Origin of the sequence: Pseudomonas sp. 2957, from assembly GCF_031456345.1 — a bacterium.
In the GTDB taxonomy this organism is placed as follows: domain Bacteria; phylum Pseudomonadota; class Gammaproteobacteria; order Pseudomonadales; family Pseudomonadaceae; genus Aquipseudomonas; species Aquipseudomonas siliginis.
In genome coordinates, this window is record NZ_JAVDUL010000004.1 from 100,192 (window position 1) to 123,313 (window position 23,122).

Consider the following 23,122-nt stretch of genomic DNA (forward strand, 5'->3'; position numbering starts at 1 on the left):
TTTTCAGAAGCTACGCTTCACAACGGTAGCCTGCATCCTCGGACCCGCCAGGCCATCGACCCGACTTTACTCAACGTGTGCAGCAAGCGAAGCCTATGGCCATTTTAAACATCCTCGAATTTCCGGACCCGCGTCTGCGCACTATCGCCAAACCAGTGGCTGTAGTGGACGACGAAGTGCGTCAGTTGGTCGACGACATGTTTGAAACAATGTATGAAGCGCCGGGCATCGGCCTCGCCGCGACCCAGGTCAACGTGCACAAACGTATCGTCGTGATGGACCTGTCCGAAGACCGTACCGAGCCACGGGTGTTCATCAACCCCGAGTTCGAATCGCTGACCGACGAGATGGACCAGTATCAGGAAGGTTGCCTCTCGGTACCGGGCTTCTACGAAAACGTCGACCGCCCGCAGAGGGTCAAAATCAAGGCGCTGGACCGCGACGGCAAGCCCTATGAGCTGATCGCCGAAGGTCTGCTCGCGGTGTGCATCCAGCACGAATGCGACCACCTCAACGGCAAATTGTTCGTCGATTACCTGTCCACGCTCAAACGCGACCGGATCAAGAAGAAGCTGGAAAAGCTGCACCGCCAGAACGCTTGATGCCCCTCTTCAAAGGCTTGCTGCGGCAAGCCTTTTTCTTTTTATGAGACGCCTTTCATGACTGAGCCACTGCGCATTGTTTTTGCCGGTACCCCGGAATTCGCCGCTGAACACCTCAAGGCCCTGCTGAGCAGCCCGTACGAGATCGTTGCGGTCTACACCCAGCCGGATCGCCCGGCCGGACGTGGGCAAAAACTGATGCCAAGCCCGGTCAAACAACTCGCCCTGGAAAATAATATCCAGGTGTTGCAGCCGCCGACGTTGCGCAATGCCGAGGCCCAGGCGGAGCTGGCCGCGCTGAAGCCGGATCTGATGGTGGTGGTCGCCTACGGTTTGATCCTGCCGCAAGCGGTGCTGGATATTCCGCGTCTGGGTTGCATCAACAGTCATGCATCGTTGCTGCCACGCTGGCGTGGTGCGGCGCCGATCCAGCGCGCGGTCGAACACGGCGATGCCGAAAGCGGTGTGACCGTGATGCGCATGGAAGCCGGGCTGGATACCGGGCCGATGCTGCTCAAGGTCGTCACGCCGATCAGCGCTGAAGATACCGGCGGCCGCCTGCATGATCGCCTCGCCGAGATGGGGCCGCCCGCCGTTGTGCAGGCGATTGCCGGTCTGGCTGCCGGCACCCTGCAAGGTGAGGTGCAGAACGACGAACTCGCCACTTACGCGCACAAACTGAACAAAGACGAAGCACGCATCGACTGGAGCCGTCCGGCGGTGGAGCTGGAACGTCTGGTCCGCGCCTTCAATCCATGGCCGATCACCCACAGCACGCTCAATGGCGAAGCGTTGAAAGTGCTGGCCGCGACCGTGGCCGAAGGCACTGGCGCTCCGGGTGAAATCCTCAGCGCCAGCAAGGACGGCCTGATTGTCGCCTGCGGTGCACAAGCGCTGTGCCTGACCCGCCTGCAATTGCCCGGCGGCAAGGCGCTGAACTTCAGCGACCTGTTCAACAGCCGTCGTGAGAAATTCGCCGTCGGCAGCGTCCTCGGCGCTGCGGTGGAAGCGCAATGAACCCGCGTCTGGCCGCCGCCAAGGCGCTCGCCGCCGTACTCAGCGGCAAGGCTTCGCTGAACAGCTCCCTGCCGACGCAACTGGACAAGGTCGAGGATCGTGATCGCGGTTTCACTCAGGATCTGGCCTTCGGCACCGCACGCTGGCAGCCACGCCTGTCGGCATTGGCGGAAAAACTTCTGCAGAAACCGTTCAAAGCCGCCGACGCTGATGTCGAGGCGTTGCTGCTGGTCGGTCTGTATCAACTGCTCTACACCCGGGTACCGGCCCATGCCGCGATCGGCGAAACCGTCGGCTGCGCAGACAAGCTGAAAAAGCCCTGGGCCAAAGGTCTGCTCAACGCCGTGCTGCGCAATGCCCAGCGCGAAAGCGAGACGATCTTCGCCGAACTGGAACGCGACCCGGTGGTGCGCACAGCTCACCCGCGCTGGCTGCAAAAATCCCTGAAGGCATTTTGGCCCGAGCAGTGGGAAGCGATCTGCGCAGCGAACAACGCGCATCCGCCAATGATCCTGCGGGTCAACCGCCGTCATCACAGCCGCGATGCTTATCTTGCGTTGCTGGGCAAAACCGGGATCGCCGCGACACCGTGCGTTTACAGCCGCGACGGCATCGTCCTCGAAGCCGCTGCCGACGTGCGCAGCCTGCCGGGTTTCGCCGAAGGCTGGATCAGCGTGCAGGACGAAGCCGCGCAACTGGCCGCCGACCTGCTCGATGTGGCCCCGGGCCAGCGCGTACTCGACGCCTGCTGCGCCCCTGGCGGCAAGACCTGCCACATCCTCGAAGCCGAACCGGCGCTCGCTGGCGTGGTAGCGGTGGATCTGGAAGCCAAGCGTCTGGTGCGGGTGAAGGAAAACCTTGAGCGCCTCGGCCTCGACGCTGAACTGATCGCCGCCGACGGTCGCGATATCGACAAATGGTGGGACGGCAAACCGTTCCAGCGCATCCTCCTCGACGCGCCATGCTCGGCCACCGGGGTGATCCGCCGTCATCCGGACATCAAGCTGACCCGTCAGCCCGACGACATCACAGCCCTCGCGCAACTGCAAGGCGAACTGCTCGACGCCATGTGGAAAACCCTCGAAGTCGGCGGCATCCTGCTCTACGCCACCTGCTCGACGCTGCCGACCGAGAACACCGAAGTCATCGCCGCGTTCCTCGAGCGCACCCCCGGTGCCCGTGAACTGGATCTGGCCACAGCGGCCGGCATCAAGCAGCCCCATGGTCGCCAGTTGCTGGCCCAGCAGGGCGGGCATGACGGGTTTTACTACGCCAAGCTGATCAAGATCGCCGCCGCGCGCGGCTAAACGGATTCATGGAGTGACTGGATGAAAATCATCATCCTCGGTGCGGGACAGGTCGGCGGTTCGCTGGCCGAACATCTGGCCAGCGAGGCCAACGACATCACTGTGGTCGACACCGATGGCGAGCGCCTGCGCGACCTCGGCGACCGCCTCGATATCCGCACCGTGCAGGGCCGGGGCTCGCTGCCCTCGGTGCTGCGTCAGGCCGGTGCCGACGACGCCGACATGCTGGTAGCGGTGACCAACAGCGACGAAACCAACATGGTTGCCTGCCAGGTCGCGCACACGCTGTTCCACACGCCGACCAAAATCGCCCGGGTGCGCGAAGCGTCATACCTCAATCGCGAGGAACAACTGTTCCAGAACGAAGCGATTCCGGTCGACGTGCTGATCAGCCCCGAGCAGGTCGTGACCAACTACATCAAGCGCCTGATCCAGCATCCCGGCGCCTTGCAGGTGATCGACTTCGCCGAAGGCGCGGCGCAACTGGTGGCGGTGCGCGCCTATTACGGCGGGCCGCTGGTGGGCCAGCAACTGCGCCAGTTGCGTGAGCACATGCCGAACGTCGAAACCCGCGTAGCGGCGATCTTCCGCCGTGACCGGCCGATTTTGCCGCAGGGCGACACAGTGATCGAGGCCGATGACGAGGTGTTCTTCATCGCTGCCCGTGAGGACATTCGCGCAGTGATGAGCGAAATGCGTCGCCTCGACGAAACCTACAAACGCATCGTTATCGCCGGGGGCGGGCAGATCGGCGAGCGCCTGGCCGAGGCGATCGAAAGCCGTTATCAGGTGAAGATCATCGAGATGAGCCCGGCGCGCTGCCGCTACCTCTCCGATACCCTCGACAGCACCGTGGTCTTGCAGGGCAGTGCGTCGGATCGCGATCTGCTGCTGGAAGAGAACATCGCCGACGCCGATATCTTCCTCGCCCTGACCAACGACGATGAAGCCAACATCATGTCGTCGCTGCTGGCCAAACGGCTGGGGGCGAAGAAGGTCATGACGATCATCAACAATCCGGCCTACGTCGACCTGATCCAGGGCGGCGACATTGATATCGCCATCAGCCCGCAACTGGCGACCATCGGCACCTTGCTCGCCCACGTGCGCCGAGGCGATATCGTCAGCGTGCACTCACTACGGCGCGGCGCGGCGGAAGCGATCGAGGCGATTGCCCACGGTGATGCGAAGTCCAGCAAGGTCATCGGCAAGCCGATCGAGAAGATCGGCCTGCCGCCGGGCACCACCATCGGCGCAGTGATCCGCAACGAGAACGTGATCATCGCCCACGACGACACGGTGATCGAAGCGGGTGACCATGTGATTCTGTTCCTTGTGGATAAAAAGCATATTCGCGATGTGGAAAAGCTGTTTCATGTGGGGTTGAGCTTTTTCTGACCTGAAGACAACGTTGCCCGTGATGGCCCCTTCGCGAGCAGGCTCGCTCCCACAGTGGAATGCATTCCAAATGTGGGAGCGAGCCTGCTCGCGAAAGCGGTTTGACAGACTCGCAGGTTCTCTGACGAACAATAGAAAGGAATCCGCCAATGCTCGAATCCCTGGAAAAAATGCTCGCCAAGGGTGTGGATAACGCGCTGTTGCGCTTCGGTCTGGGCAAGGGTTATCTGGACCTGGGTGAAAACGCCAAGGCTGCCGAGCATTTTCAGCGTTGTGTCGCTTTCGATCCGAAATACTCGGCAGCGTGGAAGCTGCTGGGCAAGGCGCAGCTGGCGCTAGGCGATCACGCCGCTGCGCGTCAGGCCTGGGAACAAGGCTTGGAAGCGGCCCGCGCCCACGGTGACAAACAGGCCGAGAAGGAGATGACGGTATTCCTGAAAAAGCTTGAGCGGCAGGCGCCTTGAGCTACCGATTGAGCAAGGCGAGCCCGTCTGCATCAACCGTCACCCCATCGAAGTTGCTCAGTACCAGCGCGCCTCGCCCGGCGGACGCTTCTTGAAGCGTTTCATGCTCCACATGTACTGGCTCGGATACGCCGCAACATAACGTTCCACTACCTTGCTCATCGCCGCGCAGGACTCTGCGGTATCGGTGCTGTACATCGCTTCGGGCGCGGCTTCGAGAATGACTTTGTAGCCCGAGCCGTCAGGCAGGCGCAGGGCGTGCAGGAACACACCGACCGCTTTGCCGCCGGCCAGCATGTTCGGCACGAATTTGCTGGTCAGTGCCTGAGTGGCAAAGAACGGCACGAAAATCCCTGCGGATTCGGCCGGTTCCGGGTCGGCGGGGATGCCCACGGCACCGCCCTTACGCACTTCCTTGATGACGCTGAGAATGCCTTCCTTGGTCGACGCCGCGACCTTGTTGCCCAGCTGCACGCGCTGTTTGCGCAGCAATTCATCCACTGCCTTGAGCTTCGGCGGACGGTAGAAAATGATCGGTTTGCACTGGCTGCAATAGAAGTGGTTGAGCACTTCCCAGTTGCCGAGGTGGCTGGTGATGCCGACCACGCCTTTACCCGAGGCCAGCGCGTCTTTCAACACATCTAGGCCTTCGACTTCGCGGACCAGATCGATCGAGCGCTGCGCCGGCCAGATCCACGCGCAGGCGCTTTCGGTCAGCGACTTGCCGATGTCCTTCAGACTCTGTCCGACCAGACGCTCACGTTCGGCCGCATCCATCTGGGGAAAACACTTGGACAGGTTGATCCGCACCACGTCGCGGGAACGGTTGGGGATTTTCCACATGATCCAGCCGATCGCCGAACCCACGGCCTGCACGGCTCGCCATGGCAGCAGGGCAAACAGCCGCAGAGCGCCTACCAGCAAGGCGCCTTTAAACTTTTCCACAGGTCACTCCTGATCTTTGTGCTGTGCGCGAGGCGGGCATTCTAACCGGCGTTGGCAAGCTGCGCGTAGCGGTCGCAATCCTGGGTGTGGTCCATGACCATGCCCGAGGCCTGCATCAGCGCGTAGCAAATGGTCGGACCGACGAAGGTGAAGCCGGCTTTTTTCAGCGCCTTGCTCATGGCCAGCGCTTCCGGGGTGATCGCCGGGACTTCGCTGCGATCCTTGAAATGATTGATGATCGGTTGGTCGCCTACGAATGACCAGAGCAACGCCACCGGATCCTCCAGCGCCAGCCACGCCTGGGCATTGCGCCGCGCAGCGTTGAGTTTCAGGCGATTGCGGATGATGCCCGGGTCGAGCATCAGCTCGTCGATTTCGGCATCGCTCATCTGCGCGACGCGCTGCACGTCGAAGCCAAACAGCACCTGGCGATAGCGCTCACGTTTGCGCAACACAGTGATCCACGACAACCCGGCCTGGAACCCTTCGAGCAAAAGCAACTCGAACAAACCCTGCGCATCGCGCAGCGGCGTGCCCCACTCCTGATCGTGATAAGCCATGTACAGCGGATCTTCGGTACACCAAAAGCAGCGTGGCATAAGGCTCCAGGGGGCGTGCGCAGCAACGAATCGGGTATACTCCCGCTCTTTAAATCGCAGCCCAAGAAACAGGTGAATTTCGTGAGCCAGCCTACGCCAGCCGTGCGTACCTTCCAAGACTTGATCCTCGCGCTCCAGCAATACTGGGCCGAGCAAGGTTGTGTGGTACTTCAGCCCTACGATATGGAAGTAGGCGCCGGCACTTTCCACACCGCGACCTTCCTGCGCGCCATCGGCCCGGAAACCTGGAACGCCGCGTACGTGCAGCCAAGCCGCCGTCCGACTGACGGCCGTTACGGCGAAAACCCGAACCGTCTGCAGCACTACTACCAGTTCCAGGTAGTCCTGAAGCCGAACCCGGACAACTTCCAGGAACTGTACCTGGGCTCGCTCAAGCATGTCGGCCTCGACCCGCTGGTGCACGACATCCGCTTCGTCGAAGACAACTGGGAATCGCCGACCCTCGGCGCCTGGGGTCTGGGCTGGGAAGTCTGGCTCAACGGCATGGAAGTCACCCAGTTCACCTACTTCCAGCAAGCGGGCGGCATCGAGTGCTACCCGGTGACCGGCGAGATCACCTACGGTCTCGAGCGTCTGGCGATGTACCTGCAAGGCGTCGATTCGGTCTACGACCTGGTCTGGGCTGACGGCCCGTTCGGCAAAGTCACCTATGGCGATGTGTTCCACCAGAACGAAGTGGAGCAGTCCACCTACAACTTCGAACACGCCAACGTCGACAAACTGTTCGAGCTGTTCGACTTCTATGAAAGCGAAGCCAAGCGCCTGATCGAACTCGACCAGCCGCTGCCGTTGCCGAGCTACGAAATGGTGCTGAAGGCGTCGCACACCTTCAACCTGCTGGATGCGCGCCGGGCAATCTCGGTGACTGCGCGTCAGCAATACATTCTGCGCGTGCGCACCCTGGCGCGTTCCGTTGCGCAAGCCTACCTGCTGGCCCGCGCCAAGCTGGGCTTCCCGATGGCGACCCCGGACCTGCGTGACGAAGTACTGGCCAAGCTGGAGGCTGCACAATGAGTGCGCAAGATTTTCTGGTTGAACTGGGCACCGAAGAACTGCCACCCAAAGCCCTGAACACTTTGGCTGATGCGTTCCTCGCCGGTATCGACAAGGGCCTGCAAGCCGCCGGCCTGAGCTACGAAAGCAAAACCGTTTATGCCGCGCCACGTCGTCTGGCCGTGCTGATCACTGCGCTGGCCACTCAGCAACCGGATCGCAGCATCAACCTCGATGGCCCGCCACGTCAGGCCGCGTTCGACGCTGATGGCAATCCGACTCAGGCCGCCCTGGGCTTCGCCAAGAAGTGCGGCGTCGAGCTGAGCGAAATCGACCAGAGCGGTCCGAAACTGCGCTACAGCCAGAACATCGCCGGCAAGCCGACTGCGAGCCTGCTGCCGACCATCGTCGAAGATTCGCTGAACGACCTGCCGATTCCGAAACGCATGCGTTGGGGTGCGCGCAAGGAAGAATTCGTGCGTCCGACGCAGTGGCTGGTGATGCTGCTCGGTGATCAGGTCATCGACTGCACGATCCTCGCGCAGAAGGCTGGCCGTGAATCCCGTGGTCACCGTTTCCATCATCCGGAGAGCGTGCGCATCGGTTCGCCATCGAGCTACCTCGCCGACCTGCGTGCCGCTTACGTATTGGCCGATGCCAACGAGCGTCGCGAGATCATCAGCAAGCGCACCGAAGAGTTGGCCACCCGTCAGGAAGGCACGGCAATCGTTCCGCCGGCACTGCTCGACGAAGTGACTGCGCTGGTTGAATGGCCGGTGCCGCTGGTGTGCTCGTTCGAAGAACGCTTCCTCGACGTGCCGCAGGAAGCGCTGATCACCACCATGCAGGACAACCAGAAGTATTTCTGCCTGCTGGATGCCGACGGCAAGTTGCTGCCACGTTTCATTACCGTGGCCAACATCGAAAGCAAAGACCCGCAGCAGATCATCGCCGGTAACGAGAAAGTGGTGCGCCCACGCCTGACCGACGCCGAGTTCTTCTTCAAGCAGGACAAGAAGCAGAAGCTCGAAGACTTCAACCTGCGCCTGCAGAACGTGGTGTTCCAGGAAAAACTCGGCAGCGTCTACGACAAGGCCGAGCGCGTTTCCAAACTGGCCGCGTACATCGCCGCACGTATCGGCGGCAACGCCTCCTGGGCTGCCCGTGCGGGCCTGCTGTCGAAGTGCGACCTGGCCACCGAAATGGTTGGCGAGTTCCCGGAGATGCAAGGTGTCGCCGGTTACTACTACGCCCTCAATGACGGCGAGCCGCAGGACGTCGCGCTGGCGCTGAACGAGCAATACATGCCACGCGGTGCCGGGGCTGAATTGCCGGCGACGCTGACCGGTGCAGCCGTCGCCATCGCCGACAAGCTCGACACTCTGGTCGGCATCTTCGGTATCGGCATGCTGCCAACCGGCAGCAAAGACCCGTATGCCCTGCGCCGTGCGGCCCTGGGTGTGCTGCGTATCCTGATCGAAAAGAAACTCGATCTCGACCTGAACGACGCCGTGGCGTTCGCCGTGACTGCATTCGGCGGCAAGGTCAAGGCGGCCGGCCTCAACGATGCCGTGCTGGAATTCATCTTCGACCGCCTGCGTGCGCGTTATGAAGACGAAGGCGTCGACGTCGCCACCTACCTGTCGGTACGTGCATTGAAGCCGGGTTCGGCGCTGGACTTCGACCAGCGTGTGCAAGCGGTTCAGGCCTTCCGCAAACTGCCGGAAGCGGCAGCGCTGGCGGCGGTGAACAAGCGGGTGTCGAACCTGTTGAGCAAAGTCGAAGGCTCGGTACCGACCGTGGTCGAGGCGAAGTATTTCGACAATGCCAACGAGTTCTCGCTGTATTCGGCGATCCAGCAAGCGGATCAGGCGGTGCAGCCAATGGCCGCGGCGCGTCAGTACAACGAATCGCTGGCACGCCTGGCGGCACTTCGCGAGCCGGTCGACGCGTTCTTCGACGCGGTGATGGTCAATGCCGACGACGCCAATGTGCGAGCTAACCGCTACGCGCTGCTGGCGCGCCTGCGTGGCCTGTTCCTCGGTGTTGCCGACATTTCGCTGCTGGGTTGAGGGATTGCCGTTGAAACTGCTGATTCTCGATCGTGACGGCGTGATCAATTACGACTCCGATGCCTACATCAAGTCGGTGGAGGAGTGGATTCCGCTGCCCGGCTCGATCGAAGCGATTGCGCAGTTGAGCAAGGCCGGCTGGACGGTGGCGGTAGCCACCAACCAGTCGGGCATTGCTCGCGGCTATTACGACCTCGCCACCCTCGAGGCCATGCACGCGCGCCTGCGCGAGCTGGTCGCGAAGCAGGGCGGCGAGGTCGGTTTGATCGTGTATTGCCCGCATGGCCCGGATGAAGGTTGCGAGTGTCGCAAACCGAAACCGGGAATGCTCAAAACCATTGCCGAGCATTACACGGTGCCGTTGACCAACGTCTGGTTCGTCGGCGACAGCCTTGGTGACCTGGAGGCCGCCAAAGCCGTCGATTCACAGCCAGTTTTGGTGAAGACCGGGAAAGGCGAAAAGACTCAGGGTAAAACCCTGCCGGTTGGCACCCTGATTTTTGACGATCTGGCGGCGATTGCCGCAGAACTTATCCACAACTAGAGTACTTCTGAATTTCCTGGCCAGGGATTGCTCGGGAGTGCGCTTGAACAGTCGGGGCATTGCCCCGTAACGGTAACCGTCGCCATGTCGATACTGCGGGCCTTCAGAATCTTTGTTTTTTATCTGCTGCTGGGCACAACAGCGTTGCTGTGGTGCAGTCTGAGCTTTTTCATCGCGCCGTTTCTGTCCTTCAAGGCGCGCTATCGTTTCATCAACGTGTACTGGTGCCGTTGCGCCCTGTGGCTGACCAAGGTTTTCCTTGGCATCCGCTACGAAATCAAAGGTGCGGGAAACGTGCCTGACCGGCCCTGCGTGATTCAATCGAACCATCAGAGCACTTGGGAGACCTTCTTTCTCTCCGCTTATTTCTCGCCATTGAGCCAAGTGCTCAAGCGCGAATTGCTCTACGTGCCGTTCTTCGGCTGGGCCATGGCAATGCTGCGCCCGATCGCCATCGACCGCGACAACCCGAAGGCCGCGCTCAAACAAGTCGCGGCTAAAGGCGACGAGCTGCTCAAGGACAACGTCTGGGTGCTGATCTTTCCCGAAGGCACACGAGTCCCCTACGGCACTGTCGGAAAATTCTCTCGCAGTGGCAGCGCATTGGCGGTGAATGCGGCGCTTCCGGTGCTGCCGATTGCACACAATGCCGGCAAATTCTGGCCAAAAATCGGCTGGGGCAAACAGGCCGGAGTGATCACCGTGGTCATCGGCGAACCGATGTATGCCGAAGGCAGCGGGCCGCGCGCCATCGCTGATCTGAATGACCGTGTGCAGGCGTGGAACGAGAAAACCCAGCGTGAAATGGGCTCGCTGCCACCGGCGCCCCAGGCACCGGCAGCGAGTGACCAGCTGGCTGTCTGAATTTTGTGGATAACCTGTGTACGCTTTTGCTAAAAAAGACCGCAACTGTTTTCTAACTTATTGATTTTCATAGATATTTATAAATTTATGAATTGAACAAAATCCGTGCATAAGTTTTATTCGGATGTAAAAAAACCGGCCGTTATAGCCGGTTTTTTTGTGCCCCTTTTTCATTCAGCAAGCAGCGGCAACTCGATAAGGAAAGTGGTTCCCGCATCGACCACGCTACGACACTCAATCGTACCGCCATGATGATCAATCACGGCTTTGACCATCGACAAACCCAAGCCCACGCCGTCGATGCCCTGGGCCGAAGAGAAGCGCCGATACTGGCTGAACAGGTCAGGCAATTCATCGGCGGCAATGCCCTTGCCCTGATCGGTCAATTCGCAGCGCAGCCACTGTCCATCACAGCTGACCTTCAGTTGCACAGTGCTGTCTGCGGGGCTGTACTTGATCGCGTTTTCCAGCAGGTTGAACAGGGCGCGCGTCAGTAATCCCTGATCGGCCAGAATCAGCCGCTCCTGGCATTGCTCATCGACCTCGTTGAGCAGCTCGATGCGTTTCTGCTGGGCGATCGGCAACGCCTGATCCAGCACGTCCAGTACCAGCATGGCGAACAATGTCGGGCGGAACTGGTAGGTCTCGGATTCAGCCCGCGCCAACAAGACAAAACCATCGGTCAGATCCAGCGCGCGGCGCACCTGACGCTCAATCTGCTCGAACAGCGGCGCATCAGCACCCGCCTGATGACGATGCACATCCAGCAGGGCGAGGATCGCCGAATGGGGGGCGCGCAGGTCGTGGGAAAGAAAACGCAGCAGGACGCCGCGCTGCTCCTCAGCCGCACGCTCGGCACTCAAGTCCGTCAGGCTGAGCAGCCAACCGATCGGCGTATCGCCGTCGACCGGCAGCAGCGCCGCTCTTTCCAGGCGCAGACTGCGTTCCTTGTGATCGCGAAATTCCAGCAGCGGCAGGGTGGCCAGCGGCGGTCGCGGCGTTGTGGATAATTCCGGATAGCCGAGCCGTGCCAGTTGATCGAGTACGTCATCACCCACCAGCGGAACCTCGAACAACTCTCGAGCTTTGCGATTGCCCAGCAGGATCTTGCCCTGCGGATCACTGATCAGCGTCGCCACCGGCAGGTATTCCAGGCCATCGGCAATGAAGCGCCGGGTGTCGCGGGTGCGGCTCATGGCTTGTTCGAGCGCCATGATCTGGCCCTGCAAACGGTCGGCACCGGTGAAGCGGGTCCGCCGACGTTCAGGGAAGACTTTCGGTTCGCTGTCCAGACGTGCCAGCTCCCAGCCAAAATAGGTCAGCACAACACTCAGGCGTCGCCAGTTCCAGATCAGGTAACCGAACAACATCCCCAGGGCTGCTGGCGTTGGCGACCACCAGTAGCGGACTTCGGCCAGCAGGGCGCTGGCGATCAGCGCACAGGCCATACCGGCCAAGGTTACCCACAGCGCCCAACGCGGCCGCCACAGCAACAATCCCAGCACACCCGCGACCATCGCCACGGACAACAGAGCGCCGGGCGCTGGCGACGGATTGTGCAGATTGATCTGGGCGCGATAAGACAACAAGGCAGTCAGCGGCAACAGCACTAGACTTATCCACAACCACTCGCGCACCAGCCGCCGGAACAGACGCTGGACCTGGCTCGGCTCACGACTTTCACGTCGGCGTTGAGGGTTACGCATGAGGCAAAGGGCAGGGCAGTGGATAGGGTTTCATAGGTCTCGGGTCGGAGGCGTAGACCCGAAGAATCATAGCGGACGTCGACCACCGACGGGCTGCTTCTTTCATCGCGGCCGGGGAGTCGCTATTGTCGACATCCCAGCCCCAGCGACAAGGAACACCGCCGATGCGCGTTGCCATTCTGGACGACGAACCCGCCGAACTGCGCCGGGTTGAGCAAACCCTGGAGCAAATGGCCGAAGCTGGCGAACAGCCGTGGTCACTGCACAGCTTCGAGCGCGGCGAAGACTTGTTGCGCCAGTTGCGCCGGGAAACCTTCGACCTGTTGATTCTCGATTGGCAACTTCCTGATCTCACGGGTCTGGCACTGCTGCGCTGGACCCGCGAACACATGGACGCGCCACCCGCTGCAATCATGCTCACCAGCCGCGATGGCGAGAGCGATATCGTTCAAGCCTTGAATGCCGGGGCTGACGATTATGTCAGCAAGCCGTTTCGCCCCAATGAGTTGAAGGCGAGGGTGGCAGCGGTATTGCGTCGGCATAGCCAACCGCGCAGCGCGGCGGGCGAAATACAGACGTTTCACGATCTGACTTTCGACGACGCCGAACTGACCGTCACCCGTGAAGGCAAACCGATCCTCATGACCGAACGCGAATACCGCTTGGCGCGCTGCCTGTTCAGCAACCTGGGGCGGCCATTGTCGCGGGATTACTTGTACGAGCGCTTCTGGCCGAACGAGGAGACAACTTCCTCGCGGCCACTGGATACGCATATCTACCGATTGCGCAACAAGCTCGGGCTGACAGCGGATCGGGGTTGGCAGTTGCTGACAATTTATGGGTATGGGTATCGGTTGGAGAGTGTCGGCACTGGGAATGAGTGAGGCAACAAAAAAACCCCGGCATTGGCCGGGGTTTTCCATGAGCGGGTAGCAAACAGGATGTCGATGGGCATATTAAGTGTCATGCACACCCTAGGTGGAATCAGGGTTCCACGTGGAACATGGGCACCATAAATGTCGCAGATGAGCCGCAATTAGTGTCGTTTCGCGGCTTTTTGACCTTATTAAATGTCGTTTCCGGAACCAGCATCGTCACGGTAAAAAATAGATCACTCCACGCACAGGAGCCGTCTACCTGTAGTAGTGTAGTAAAAACACGAGGTAGTCGACTCGTACTCAGAAAAACTACAGCTTCATCGAAGCCAGTCGTTCACTCAGAATTGGTGAGTCGGCCCAGGTGGCGCAATGAGAGAGAGTGACATGAGGGATCATGATTTGTTTGAGGACAGACGTAAGGAATTCACTGCTCTGGTTGAAATGGAGCATGACGAGAAAGACAAGGAAAATGACGGCTGGGTAACTTTCGACTGTTTCAGCAGAAAGCAACCTTGGGGTTACGCCCCCCTCGAAAATGAGTTTGACCTACTCGCATTACGAGCATCTTTCACATCCGTAGCACGGCTATTTCCAGGCATTGGAGAATCAGAGGGGCGATGGGTAAAAATCGACGTTGCCCCACAAAAAACGGTGAACTCAATTTCAGCAGAAGTTGTGATGTTTGGAGACAATGCTGAACCAGTTTCCCTTCACATAGTCAGCGTGTCGCCCGTGGAATTGAGTGAATGGGAAAATGGCGTTTTCATGCTTGCTGGAGAGGTGCGCTCACCTGCAAGCTTTATCGCCGGAGTGCTGGATGTTGCGCTACGCAGATCAGGCACTTTCGCGATCGCTACGTACGACGTGGGTCAGGGGAACTGCAACGCAATCGTCGACAAATACGAGCACCCGCGTGTCTTCTTTGATTTGGGCTGGGCTCCGAACTTTCACGCGCACACACGCCCGCCATTCCAGCCTGCTTTTTTCTCCTGCGATCATCATACGGTTGCCCCTGTCGTTCTTTCCCATTGGGATATGGATCACTGGTCTTACGCTATCGCCAGAAGCAAATACGATCCCGCAAACTTGACAACAAAACACGAATGGAACGAGGAGGCTCTAAAGCGCTTCTGGATTGCCCGTGCGCCTGAGATAGAACAACACCAGATCGGCCCGCTGGCGCGAAGTTTTTATAATGCACTGGCAAACGAATATTTACTGCCCGGCATATCGGCAATGCTTTTATGGCCGGATAATTGCGAACGGATTCGTTTCTCCGATGGCTGGCTGGAGGCCTGTGAACCCGCCACGCATCTTACTAGGGACAGGAACAACACCGGTATTGCGATGTTTGTCCGACCGAAGGGTAAAGGACCCGCGATCCTCATGACCGGAGACGCCGACTTTCCATCTATCCCATCTCTGGTGACCAACCAACGGCTTAAATTGGCGGGAATGGTTGCACCCCATCACGGATCAAGGATTACTTCGGCAGCTGTTCCCAAGCCGATGCCGGGCAGCCCGAAGAAACTCGTTCTATCAGTGGGTAAAGGAAACAGTTATGGCCATCCCAAGCAGGATTCGATAGATGCCTATGAGGCCGCAGGCTGGGATTGGACGGTGGTGCTCACTCAGGATCGGCATAAGTGTAATAGAACTTATTCACCGTACGCAGTTGGGCACGAACACAATCACGGCAACATCTTGCTGAAGTTTTCGATTAACGCTAAAGACCCTCAATGCGGATGCGGGAGCGTGCAAGAAGGCAACTTATGCCTTATCCCAAGTGATGTACCCATGAGCACTCCGCTTGCAGCAGTCAAGAAAACGCGCCGGCGGAAAATCAAAGGGGTCACCATCGTATGATTGGAAACGGGGACAAACGATGCCGGTTAATCCTTGGCCAGTGGCGGTTACCACCAACTGCGCTAGACCAGTACCCTTGAGCCCAGTTTGACGCGAGAGCAGCGTGCGCCCATAAAAAATCCGCCAAGTAGGAGTGACTACTATCTTTTAGGGTTGAGGACGGTGAAATACGATAGCAACATCTTCACAATAGGTGCCGTCGAACATTTTAATTGCTTTTACTTTTAATCTTTTAACTATAATAGTATCGAATCCAAAAACATCCGGAACATCTCCGTTTCCGAAATGTGGATGGCAAAGAACTCCCTCAGGCTCAAGCAATGCCTTTAAAAGCCTTGGGGCTTCAGCTTTATTATTAGAGGTAGCTTTGTCTTCAGGAAAATAATCATAAGGATCAAAAAAAATAAAATCATATTTTTCAATTTGGGTTGAGCAACGCCAATCGCCAGAAAATGGCCGTACTGATGTATGCCGTTTAGCGAAGTGTTCTAAATCTTCGAAAATACTTTTTTCTATCTCAAAAATGTCATGCGTTTGGGGGGAAAATTTTTCTTGTATAAAGTTGGCGGAAATCCCCAGCCCAAATCCTATTTCCAAAACCTTTCTCGGCTTTAGATATGCAAGGCTAGTAAATATCGCATCAAAGTACTCCTCTTCGGTTCGGGACATAACTACCTGCCCATTCCAAATAAGAACCTCGTCATTTTTTTCGTCAAACTTCAAACTTATAGAGTTCAAACGAGACCGTCTCCATCTTCAGGGGTATCGCGACGGCACCAACGTAGTATAAGTTGCTTACAAGAAGAAGGTGTTGCGTCGACGAAACCTGCAAAATTAGCTGCTTTTCGTGAGGCTATATTTGATTTGCGCATGTGAGCGTATATAACAGTATACTGGCTACTTTCGCATGCAAGACCATAAGCAACGCGGCCTATTCCCAACCCAATATTTTTTGCATTTAGGTAAATTTGAATAGATGCGTGGAGGCCAACGGGGTCTTGGTCGATCAAATTAATAAAAACAATACCAACACGCTTTTGGTACAACTCAATACGCCAACATTCACCTCCAACTCCTCCCCCCCTTCGTGGCGTACCTTTTGTGCGGACGAGGTGAATGTCCTCCGCGGAAACAGGACATTTAGGTACTTTCTGATTTAAGAGGATCATCTGATTCCAGCCAATCTGAGACCCTGTTGAATTTTTTGGGAGGCCGACTCCCAAAGTTCCGCAGGAAAAAAACCTGGCGAATACGCAATAACAACATCAACAACTCTTGGGCCTATTTCAGCCTTCAAAAGCATCGCTGTGAATTTCTCAATTTGGCGGATCACTTCCTGGTTCGGAGGATCAAGTCGCGTGGAACTCAAACTCCAATCGCTGTCTCCATCGAACCGATTATTAAAATAATCCATATCGATATGTAGAAATATAGGCCGGGTATCTTTACGATCCAAACCTGATAGCCAGTCTTCCATAACTAATGTGCTGCGGTAGCATCCTTTTCCAAATTTCTCCTCTGGCCCTAACGGAGAAAGACTGATGCTCGGGCGCTCGGCCCCGACCTGTAAAAGAGTATCAATGTCCACAGTTAGATTAAGTTTGTAATCTAACGTTTGTGTCACCTTCGGGGGCTGGCACAAATGTCGTACTTCTGAGTTCGGATAGACATGTAGAAATGGTGTCATGAAGCTGCCCATTCCGACAGCCCCTGATATTATGCTCGCCTCGACTGAGCGAGGATCGCTAAGATCAAATTCATCTTCAGTTATTGCATCGAGAAAATTAGCATTTCCAAAAATCAGTCGCGGCGATGCTAGATCTCGGTGATCATCAACATGAAGGATCACACATTCAACGTCGGAAGCTGATTGACGACTAAGCCATTCGCTCCAGCTATGTAACGTCCAAGTATCATAAAGCGTTTCTAGAATTAAACCTTGTCGCCTATACGCCAACGACATCATAGATAAGCTAATTCCGCCTCCCCACCACCTTAGCCCTTCAGCAAGTCTAGGATCTATGTGTCGATCTATTCCGTCCGGCCAATACAACTCAAGCTTCCAACCTTCTGAGACCTGAGTGACACTCGCATCTTTATCACAAAAATAATCGCGTAACGCCTGATGCCTATCAATCGCCTTGCTAGATAGGCTTTCGTGTGAAAGGATTATTTCACGCTTCACTATAGAATGCTCTTTCTAGTGATTCCAAGAGAGCCACTCCTGTACCTGACAGCGGGCACTTCTTCAAAATAGAAAACGCCGTGAGCAAGCGCTCGTTTGTAATCGAGACCTGATTTTTAGCACGTGAAAATAATCTGTCTGGGCCGTTGTTTAGGATATGCATCCAGAACCGTCGCAGCTCGATAAATACAAAAACTGCGTGCATTACGCCGGAGGGAGGTCTTAGCTCCTCACGCCACGGTGAAGGTACTTTATGGTAATAGGGTTGAACGGTCTGCGAGAGTCTTTCTAATAGATAAAGCTTTTGGTGGCGGTGCTCATGAATTATGGAGTCTGCCAGATCATAGGCGTCGATTAAAGCACGCCCTTGCGTTACAGAAACGTACAGGGCGCCAGGTACAGAGTCGTCGCTGAAGGAAATGATTTTCTCTGGATCAGCGGTAGGATCTTCTACAAATTGGATAGTTCTGCATGCCGCATTAATTTCTGCATATAATGCGGGGCGCCAGTCACTAATAATTGTCAGGGCGTTTTGCACCACCGCCTCGACTTCTCGTTGGTCATAACCTATTGGAAAAGTAATAGCATTCCCGAATGGGGATCTGAGCCACTCGTCCGCGACTCCGACCAATAGCCCCTCACCCGTATTCAGTTGATTCGCGACCAAATAGCTTAGATATTCTTCTTGCGCAAATATTTCTTTACCGTCAACAGCTAATACTGACCGTCCGCTTATCCGCTCCTTATAAGCTCTCGTCCATGCTATAGAACCTGGCCAACACGCGAGCTTCTGAATAACTTCATTTGGGCCATTTAGCAAACTCAATGCCAGCTCACTGTATGGGCTTTTCTGATTGGCTATATGTTCAAGGACTGTAGCAAATCCGCTAACGTATTCTAGCGAAGAGTTATGACATAGCCGACCGAGCGTCTCATGTGCCAATTCAGCTCGCTCAAAACCTGCAAAATCGAAATCAATTGATTCAACAGGCGAGGGAGGGTCATTCAATAACCCTTCTAAACGGTGCTGCACATGTGTAATTAAAGTAAACATTTCGTGGCAGTATACAGTTGGATTATTAAATCCATTTTCGCCATAGCGGTGCGGTACTGATCCACCACCACAGATGTCAACCACTTGGCACTCTCTACATTTCGCACACAGCCCATCTTTTTTCAGCATTGCTCGATGCGTCTTTAGCTGCTCTGAATTCGCAACCACATTAATAGGCGTGTCAAGAACGGTCCCCTCTAATCGGGAAGCACCTTCATGCGTAATTTTAAGCACATCAAGGTCATGGTACGTACCATTAGTCTCAATAGTGATGAGACTGACATCACCATATCCAAATGCGTCGGTCTTTGAAGGCAAGCCAGAAATTGAATCCAGTATTGATTCAAATGTCCTGATTGCTAAGCTTGGATAGTGATCCAACCAAGTATCAAATGCTTGGATTAGCCAGTCCTGATATAAACTGGGAGAAGTAGATCTTCCGGGCGGCTGCCGTAGATGATTTGCGTCAGGCAGTAGAAAGTCTAATTTTGGAACATTCTGCTGAGTAAAGAATTCGAAAAGTTCTAAAGGTGATGTTCTCGTATCTATTACTGATATTACACCTGCAAATACTTGAGGTTTATTTTTTAAGAGATCGAGACCAGCCATGACTTTGTCAAAGCTTGAACGCCCCTTGCGCGTAGTCCGATGAAGGTCATTAGCTTCTCTTGGGCCATCTAAGCTGAGTGACACATCAATCGATGCGCTCTCAAACAAATCTAGAACGTTATGGCTTAGTAAAAGGCCATTAGTTTGAATTCCAATATCTAGCTGAATATCAGGGCCAACCGCTGCCCTCAATTTCGATGCGTACGCAACAATAGCATCCGCCCCTATCAACAGAGGCTCGCCACCATGAAATACAACCACAGCTCTTTTTATGCTAGCAGATCTTAAATATTGACCGAGCTTTTGAGCGAAACCTAACTGATGCTCATCGCTCAAAAATCGAGGCATGGATCTCCAGCTTTGATCAGCGTGGTGATACATATAACAGTAGTCACAATCAAGATTGCATCTGGATGCAATCTTGATCAGAAAAGCAGTGAGCGTAACAGGAGTGTCACTCACGAGCTTACGATCGATTGTGCCGATGATGCATACGATCAAGGCTAGTAATCACTTCGCTAGGCTTGGTCTCAGTGAGAATCCGTACCTTCAGTCTCTGCAAAGCAGGATTCTCTACAGTGCCACGCACCAAGGCTTCCCGTAGCATTTGCTGCGACGCATTGGTGTTTACAATCTGAGCTTGCGTTGACATTGGCTTTCCTTGCTTGAGTAATGGCAACATGATTCTATTACTAAGCAGCAGGGACTTCTAGCCCTAAAATCGCCGTGCTCAGGAGGAAATTTCCGCTGAGTTAAAGGTCGTAGCTCAGCGTACATGGGGCGAAACTCTAATTCGCAGCGCCAGCTGACTTTTTCGGCCCGAAGCCTTGGTGAGCTTGCTGTGTAATAGGAATCACTTCAATCCAGCACTTTGAAGAATTGGTCTTTGTCATGGAGGCCGTGAGATCAGATGCTCGTCACTTAGAGCGTGAGTAGTCATCTTCCTAAAACGATCCTCGCGGCCGCAACGGTATCGCCTGACTTCTGGTTATCCACAACTACCCCTCCAGATTTTCAGCATCGGCCATTTAGAATGCCGCTAAAGCCGGCTCATCACCAACCGTTTTCTCGCTCGTGTACAGCCAACGTACAAACGGTTTCTGAAAATAGGCTGAGCAAGGTCATAGCTATCAATCATCGGAAGCAAGACCACATCAAACTCTAGTCCCTTCACGTTTAAAACAGACGTGAAATGCACTAGGTATTTTTTCTCAAGATCGATGTGCTCCGACATGCTCATCCTGCGGAAACTGCCCACAAGACGTTGCTCGCAGTAGCTGTGCAACTCACGTGCGGTGTCTTGATCTGGCAGCACAATAGCGACTGTCTGATCTTCAGGAATGCTAGCGATAACCTCGCTGAGATATTCGAACTCAGCTTCACGAGATGACATTCTCTTCAGCGTGTACGCACCATGATCGTCATCCTGGAGGTTTAGCAGGCCCTCATTTAACAATTGGAGGTCCATGCCTCCCCCCTGCTCGAATAACTGCCGCAAGGTCTTCGTAAATGCGGCAAGCGAAGGCCGACTTCTCTGACGTAAGTTTTCTTCCAATCGAATAAATTCTGGCCGTTGCCCCAGGGGGAAGCAGTCGTCGATACGCATCGGCTCATTGCGCAGGAGCTGTTGTGATCTGTCACCTACGACAGTAATTGCGCTGTACTCTGGATCAGCTAGGGATGTCATTAGGTAAATCTGTTGTTCGGTAAAATCCTGTACTTCATCCACGAACACGCTTTGGTAATAAACGGGAGCGTGGAGCCCCACCGGCAACGACTTTGATTTCGAGCCAATCGTGATGTCGTGGGCAAGGCAGAGCAATAGATCAATATCATCATCGCTCAGCGTATTTTCCCGCAGGCGCGCAAGCACTTGAGCGGCCACAGATGGCTCTGGGAATGATGCTGCCTCCGATTCCAACGCGAGCCGATACAAATGGGCGAAGTTCTTCAAAGGTGCTATGAGATTGGTCCGCATCGTACGTCCAAAAACCTTGGCTGGTGACTCGATACCTTCAGGGGCTCGTGTACCTGCCCCCGTCATAATCTTCAATCGCTTTAGCGCAGTACCGCTACGGAACATCAGGGGCATGCTGTGCCCGAGACGTATGAACAACTCATTTGCAGGCATAAAGGAAGCGGTGAATGAATGGTTAAGTGATGGGATCTGCACACTGACCAATTTTCCTATTTGCGACTTTTTGACTGCGTCGGCAAGACTCAGTGCAGCACCGCTGTCATCGAGGAATTCATACCCGGCACTGGAGGCACATGGAAGAATCCTGTCATCGCTTTCTAGTCTGGCCTCACTACCATCGTTCGTTTCACGATAAAGAACCAAGACGCTTTCTTGGTTTAAGAAAAAATCTATCGGCACTTGGCTAAGCGAATTTGCTAATTCTGGAAGGCCAGTTCCATACGCCTGCAATTCGTCCAAGTGAACGCTCAGTACATTGACACCAAGCGTACGCTCTGAGGCTAACCGTATCTGATCAGACAGCCGAACCACTAAACCTTGCATAACTCCCTGAGTCTCAGAGGGGGCTTCAAGATGCAAGCATGTTGCTTCAATAGACTGGGCCAGCTTGCGCCTGGCCTCATCGAAAAGATTTCGCTGATGCAGTGAAAAGTTTTTTGTATCAGTTGGGTCTAGCTGCGATACCTCCTGGCGGAGCTGTTTCGCAACGATGCAGCCTACCGCACGGGTGGTAGCGCTTAACCATGACAGGGCGGTAACTAGCGAATGGGTGTCAGCGGCGCTGTGCTTGAGAGCTTTGTTAGAACCCCCTGAGCTTTCCAATTTTCGCTGGTTCCTTAAGCGTGAACGCAGGTCGTGATATTCCTGAACAGGTAAATCGGACAACCCCAACCGACTGCAAGTCTCCCTCAAGTATTTAATTAGCTCGGCTGTACGTACGAAACCTACGCTACCTTCTTGGGAAAATTTTCCAGCGAAACGCCCCTCCCAGTAATCAAAATCGTCTCCCAAAATCGCACGAAAAACCTCTCGATCTGAAACATCATTCGAGTTGAAGTCACAGAGCATCTTTGTACGCCCCAGGGCCGCAGATGTTTTTCCCGAACCCGCTACCCCCTCCACCCACATAGGGCCTACTGGTGCACGAGAAATGATTTTGTCCTGTAGCAGCGTCCGATTGAGGAAGAAGTCTTCGTCCAATCCAACGTACTCAGATGGACCTTCGCTTTCGCCTTCGCTATCGAGGTCAAACTGGGCAATCTCGGGAGAGTCGTTTTCATCATCCTCATCGAGGATTTCGAGGAGGATGGGCATGGGAGAGACTTCCCGATATTCCACCTCAGAACGATCTGCGCCTTTACCCAGAGTTTGTGTAGATAGATGAGGCGCTTCTGACAGCTGAGGATCGGCCAACTCTTTCCCGGCGGTCTCGCTGACTAGGTCCATTGCATGCTCTTGCCCGAGCACTGTCTCGGTTTCATCCGTGTCCCCCCGGAGAAACAGGAGATTGCTGGTTGCTAGACGCGACTCAACAAACGCACGTAGGTCCTGCACTTTGCCCTCACCATCCTGCTTTTCGATTCCCATGGCTCGAAAGTTTCTGGCTTGACGATCCAGCTCCTCGAAAACATGGCGGCGGAAACGGCGGACCTCACTGACATAATAATCTCCCCAAGCTTGGGAAGACCCTTCAAAGCCAAGACCAACCACGGAGCAGAGTCGACCGACGGGGGAGTGTGGTGTTGCATAACCGGAGCTTTCCTTTGGGTAGGTGATCGAATCCATCCCAAGCCGATACATGGTCTCCTCACCGTTTTCCTGCGTGACACAAACAGCTTTTCCATATGCCTCACGTCGCAAGGCACGGTACTCAAGGCTTCCCTCGCGGATCATCCGCTCGGCGTAATCCATTATCTCAGCCAAGGTTTCCAATTCTTCCTTAGCGGCGTTCAGCAGGTAGGCTTTGCTGAGCTGTTCGGGCATGACAATCACTCAATATTGGTGGGCTAGCAGCAGCTCT

19 protein-coding genes are annotated in these 23,122 nt (G+C 55.6%); 11 read left to right on the top strand and 8 right to left on the bottom strand.

From position 1 onward, the window contains the following. Positions 1-95 precede the first annotated feature (95 nt). From def to J2Y39_RS15175, 5 genes are all read left to right on the top strand, one after another. Positions 96-602 (top strand): peptide deformylase, encoded by a 507-nt coding sequence (gene def / locus J2Y39_RS15155; RefSeq protein WP_252868529.1) that lies wholly within the window; start codon positions 96-98, stop codon positions 600-602. Between the two features lie 57 nt (positions 603-659). Continuing rightward, the gene (gene fmt, locus J2Y39_RS15160) at positions 660-1,619 is read left to right on the top strand and encodes a methionyl-tRNA formyltransferase (protein WP_310218547.1); all 960 of its coding nucleotides are present in this window, start codon (positions 660-662) and stop codon (positions 1,617-1,619) included. After that, entirely contained in the window at positions 1,616-2,926 is a 1,311-nt protein-coding gene (rsmB, locus tag J2Y39_RS15165; protein WP_310218549.1) for a 16S rRNA (cytosine(967)-C(5))-methyltransferase RsmB, read from the top strand. Before fmt ends, rsmB begins: the two co-directional genes overlap by 4 nt. A 21-nt stretch (positions 2,927-2,947) precedes the next feature. Continuing rightward, positions 2,948-4,324, top strand: coding sequence for a Trk system potassium transporter TrkA (trkA, locus tag J2Y39_RS15170; RefSeq protein WP_041476512.1), 1,377 nt, complete (start codon positions 2,948-2,950; stop codon positions 4,322-4,324). Between the two features lie 149 nt (positions 4,325-4,473). Continuing rightward, positions 4,474-4,788 (top strand): tetratricopeptide repeat protein, encoded by a 315-nt coding sequence (locus tag J2Y39_RS15175; protein ID WP_041476513.1) that lies wholly within the window; start codon positions 4,474-4,476, stop codon positions 4,786-4,788. Between the two features lie 57 nt (positions 4,789-4,845). Here J2Y39_RS15175 and J2Y39_RS15180 read toward each other — a convergent pair whose 3' ends face one another. Beyond that, positions 4,846-5,733, bottom strand: a complete 888-nt coding sequence (locus J2Y39_RS15180; RefSeq protein WP_310218551.1) for a lysophospholipid acyltransferase — start codon at positions 5,731-5,733, stop codon at positions 4,846-4,848. Between the two features lie 41 nt (positions 5,734-5,774). Beyond that, the gene (locus J2Y39_RS15185) at positions 5,775-6,332 is read right to left on the bottom strand and encodes a DNA-3-methyladenine glycosylase I (RefSeq protein WP_056791133.1); all 558 of its coding nucleotides are present in this window, start codon (positions 6,330-6,332) and stop codon (positions 5,775-5,777) included. Positions 6,333-6,413: 81 nt separating this feature from the next. Here J2Y39_RS15185 and glyQ point away from each other — a divergent pair, with 81 nt between their 5' ends. The 4 genes from glyQ (at position 6,414) to J2Y39_RS15205 (ending at position 10,826) form a co-directional block, all read left to right on the top strand. Continuing rightward, positions 6,414-7,367: a glycine--tRNA ligase subunit alpha gene (gene glyQ, locus J2Y39_RS15190; protein WP_003187265.1), complete on the top strand. Its 954-nt coding sequence runs from the start codon at positions 6,414-6,416 to the stop codon at positions 7,365-7,367. Next, positions 7,364-9,418, top strand: coding sequence for a glycine--tRNA ligase subunit beta (gene glyS / locus J2Y39_RS15195; RefSeq protein ID WP_150637269.1), 2,055 nt, complete (start codon positions 7,364-7,366; stop codon positions 9,416-9,418). Before glyQ ends, glyS begins: the two co-directional genes overlap by 4 nt. Before the next feature lie 4 nt (positions 9,419-9,422). After that, complete coding sequence (gmhB, locus tag J2Y39_RS15200) at positions 9,423-9,962, top strand: D-glycero-beta-D-manno-heptose 1,7-bisphosphate 7-phosphatase (RefSeq protein WP_191636991.1); 540 nt, start codon at positions 9,423-9,425, stop codon at positions 9,960-9,962. Between the two features lie 84 nt (positions 9,963-10,046). Further along, entirely contained in the window at positions 10,047-10,826 is a 780-nt protein-coding gene (locus J2Y39_RS15205; RefSeq protein WP_150637265.1) for a 1-acyl-sn-glycerol-3-phosphate acyltransferase, read from the top strand. A gap of 170 nt (positions 10,827-10,996) precedes the next feature. Here J2Y39_RS15205 and J2Y39_RS15210 read toward each other — a convergent pair whose 3' ends face one another. Beyond that, positions 10,997-12,532: an ATP-binding protein gene (locus J2Y39_RS15210; protein WP_305381883.1), complete on the bottom strand. Its 1,536-nt coding sequence runs from the start codon at positions 12,530-12,532 to the stop codon at positions 10,997-10,999. Positions 12,533-12,696: 164 nt separating this feature from the next. On the opposite strand from J2Y39_RS15210, the gene J2Y39_RS15215 reads away from it, so the two are divergent. Both J2Y39_RS15215 and J2Y39_RS15220 read left to right on the top strand, forming a co-directional pair. After that, on the top strand, positions 12,697-13,416 hold the full coding sequence (locus J2Y39_RS15215; protein ID WP_073470814.1) for a response regulator transcription factor: 720 nt from the start codon (positions 12,697-12,699) through the stop codon (positions 13,414-13,416). Between the two features lie 378 nt (positions 13,417-13,794). Further along, positions 13,795-15,276 (top strand): hypothetical protein, encoded by a 1,482-nt coding sequence (locus tag J2Y39_RS15220; protein WP_310218555.1) that lies wholly within the window; start codon positions 13,795-13,797, stop codon positions 15,274-15,276. A 147-nt stretch (positions 15,277-15,423) separates the two neighbouring features. Here the strand turns inward: J2Y39_RS15220 and J2Y39_RS15225 are convergent, their stop codons facing one another. From J2Y39_RS15225 to J2Y39_RS15240, 5 genes are all read right to left on the bottom strand, one after another. Continuing rightward, positions 15,424-16,014, bottom strand: coding sequence for a hypothetical protein (locus J2Y39_RS15225; RefSeq protein ID WP_141062787.1), 591 nt, complete (start codon positions 16,012-16,014; stop codon positions 15,424-15,426). A 427-nt stretch (positions 16,015-16,441) separates the two neighbouring features. Then, the gene (locus J2Y39_RS15230; RefSeq protein WP_310218558.1) at positions 16,442-17,461 is read right to left on the bottom strand and encodes a hypothetical protein; all 1,020 of its coding nucleotides are present in this window, start codon (positions 17,459-17,461) and stop codon (positions 16,442-16,444) included. After that, positions 17,451-19,586 (bottom strand): cyclophane-forming radical SAM/SPASM peptide maturase YhhB, encoded by a 2,136-nt coding sequence (yhhB, locus tag J2Y39_RS15235; RefSeq protein WP_310218560.1) that lies wholly within the window; start codon positions 19,584-19,586, stop codon positions 17,451-17,453. The genes J2Y39_RS15230 and yhhB overlap by 11 nt, the downstream gene beginning before the upstream one ends. Positions 19,587-19,590: 4 nt before the next feature. Beyond that, positions 19,591-19,806, bottom strand: coding sequence for a YhhA family cyclophane-containing RiPP (gene yhhA, locus J2Y39_RS26550; protein WP_409037432.1), 216 nt, complete (start codon positions 19,804-19,806; stop codon positions 19,591-19,593). A 357-nt stretch (positions 19,807-20,163) separates the two neighbouring features. Next, positions 20,164-23,085: an ATP-binding domain-containing protein gene (locus J2Y39_RS15240; RefSeq protein ID WP_310218562.1), complete on the bottom strand. Its 2,922-nt coding sequence runs from the start codon at positions 23,083-23,085 to the stop codon at positions 20,164-20,166. Positions 23,086-23,122 lie beyond the last annotated feature (37 nt).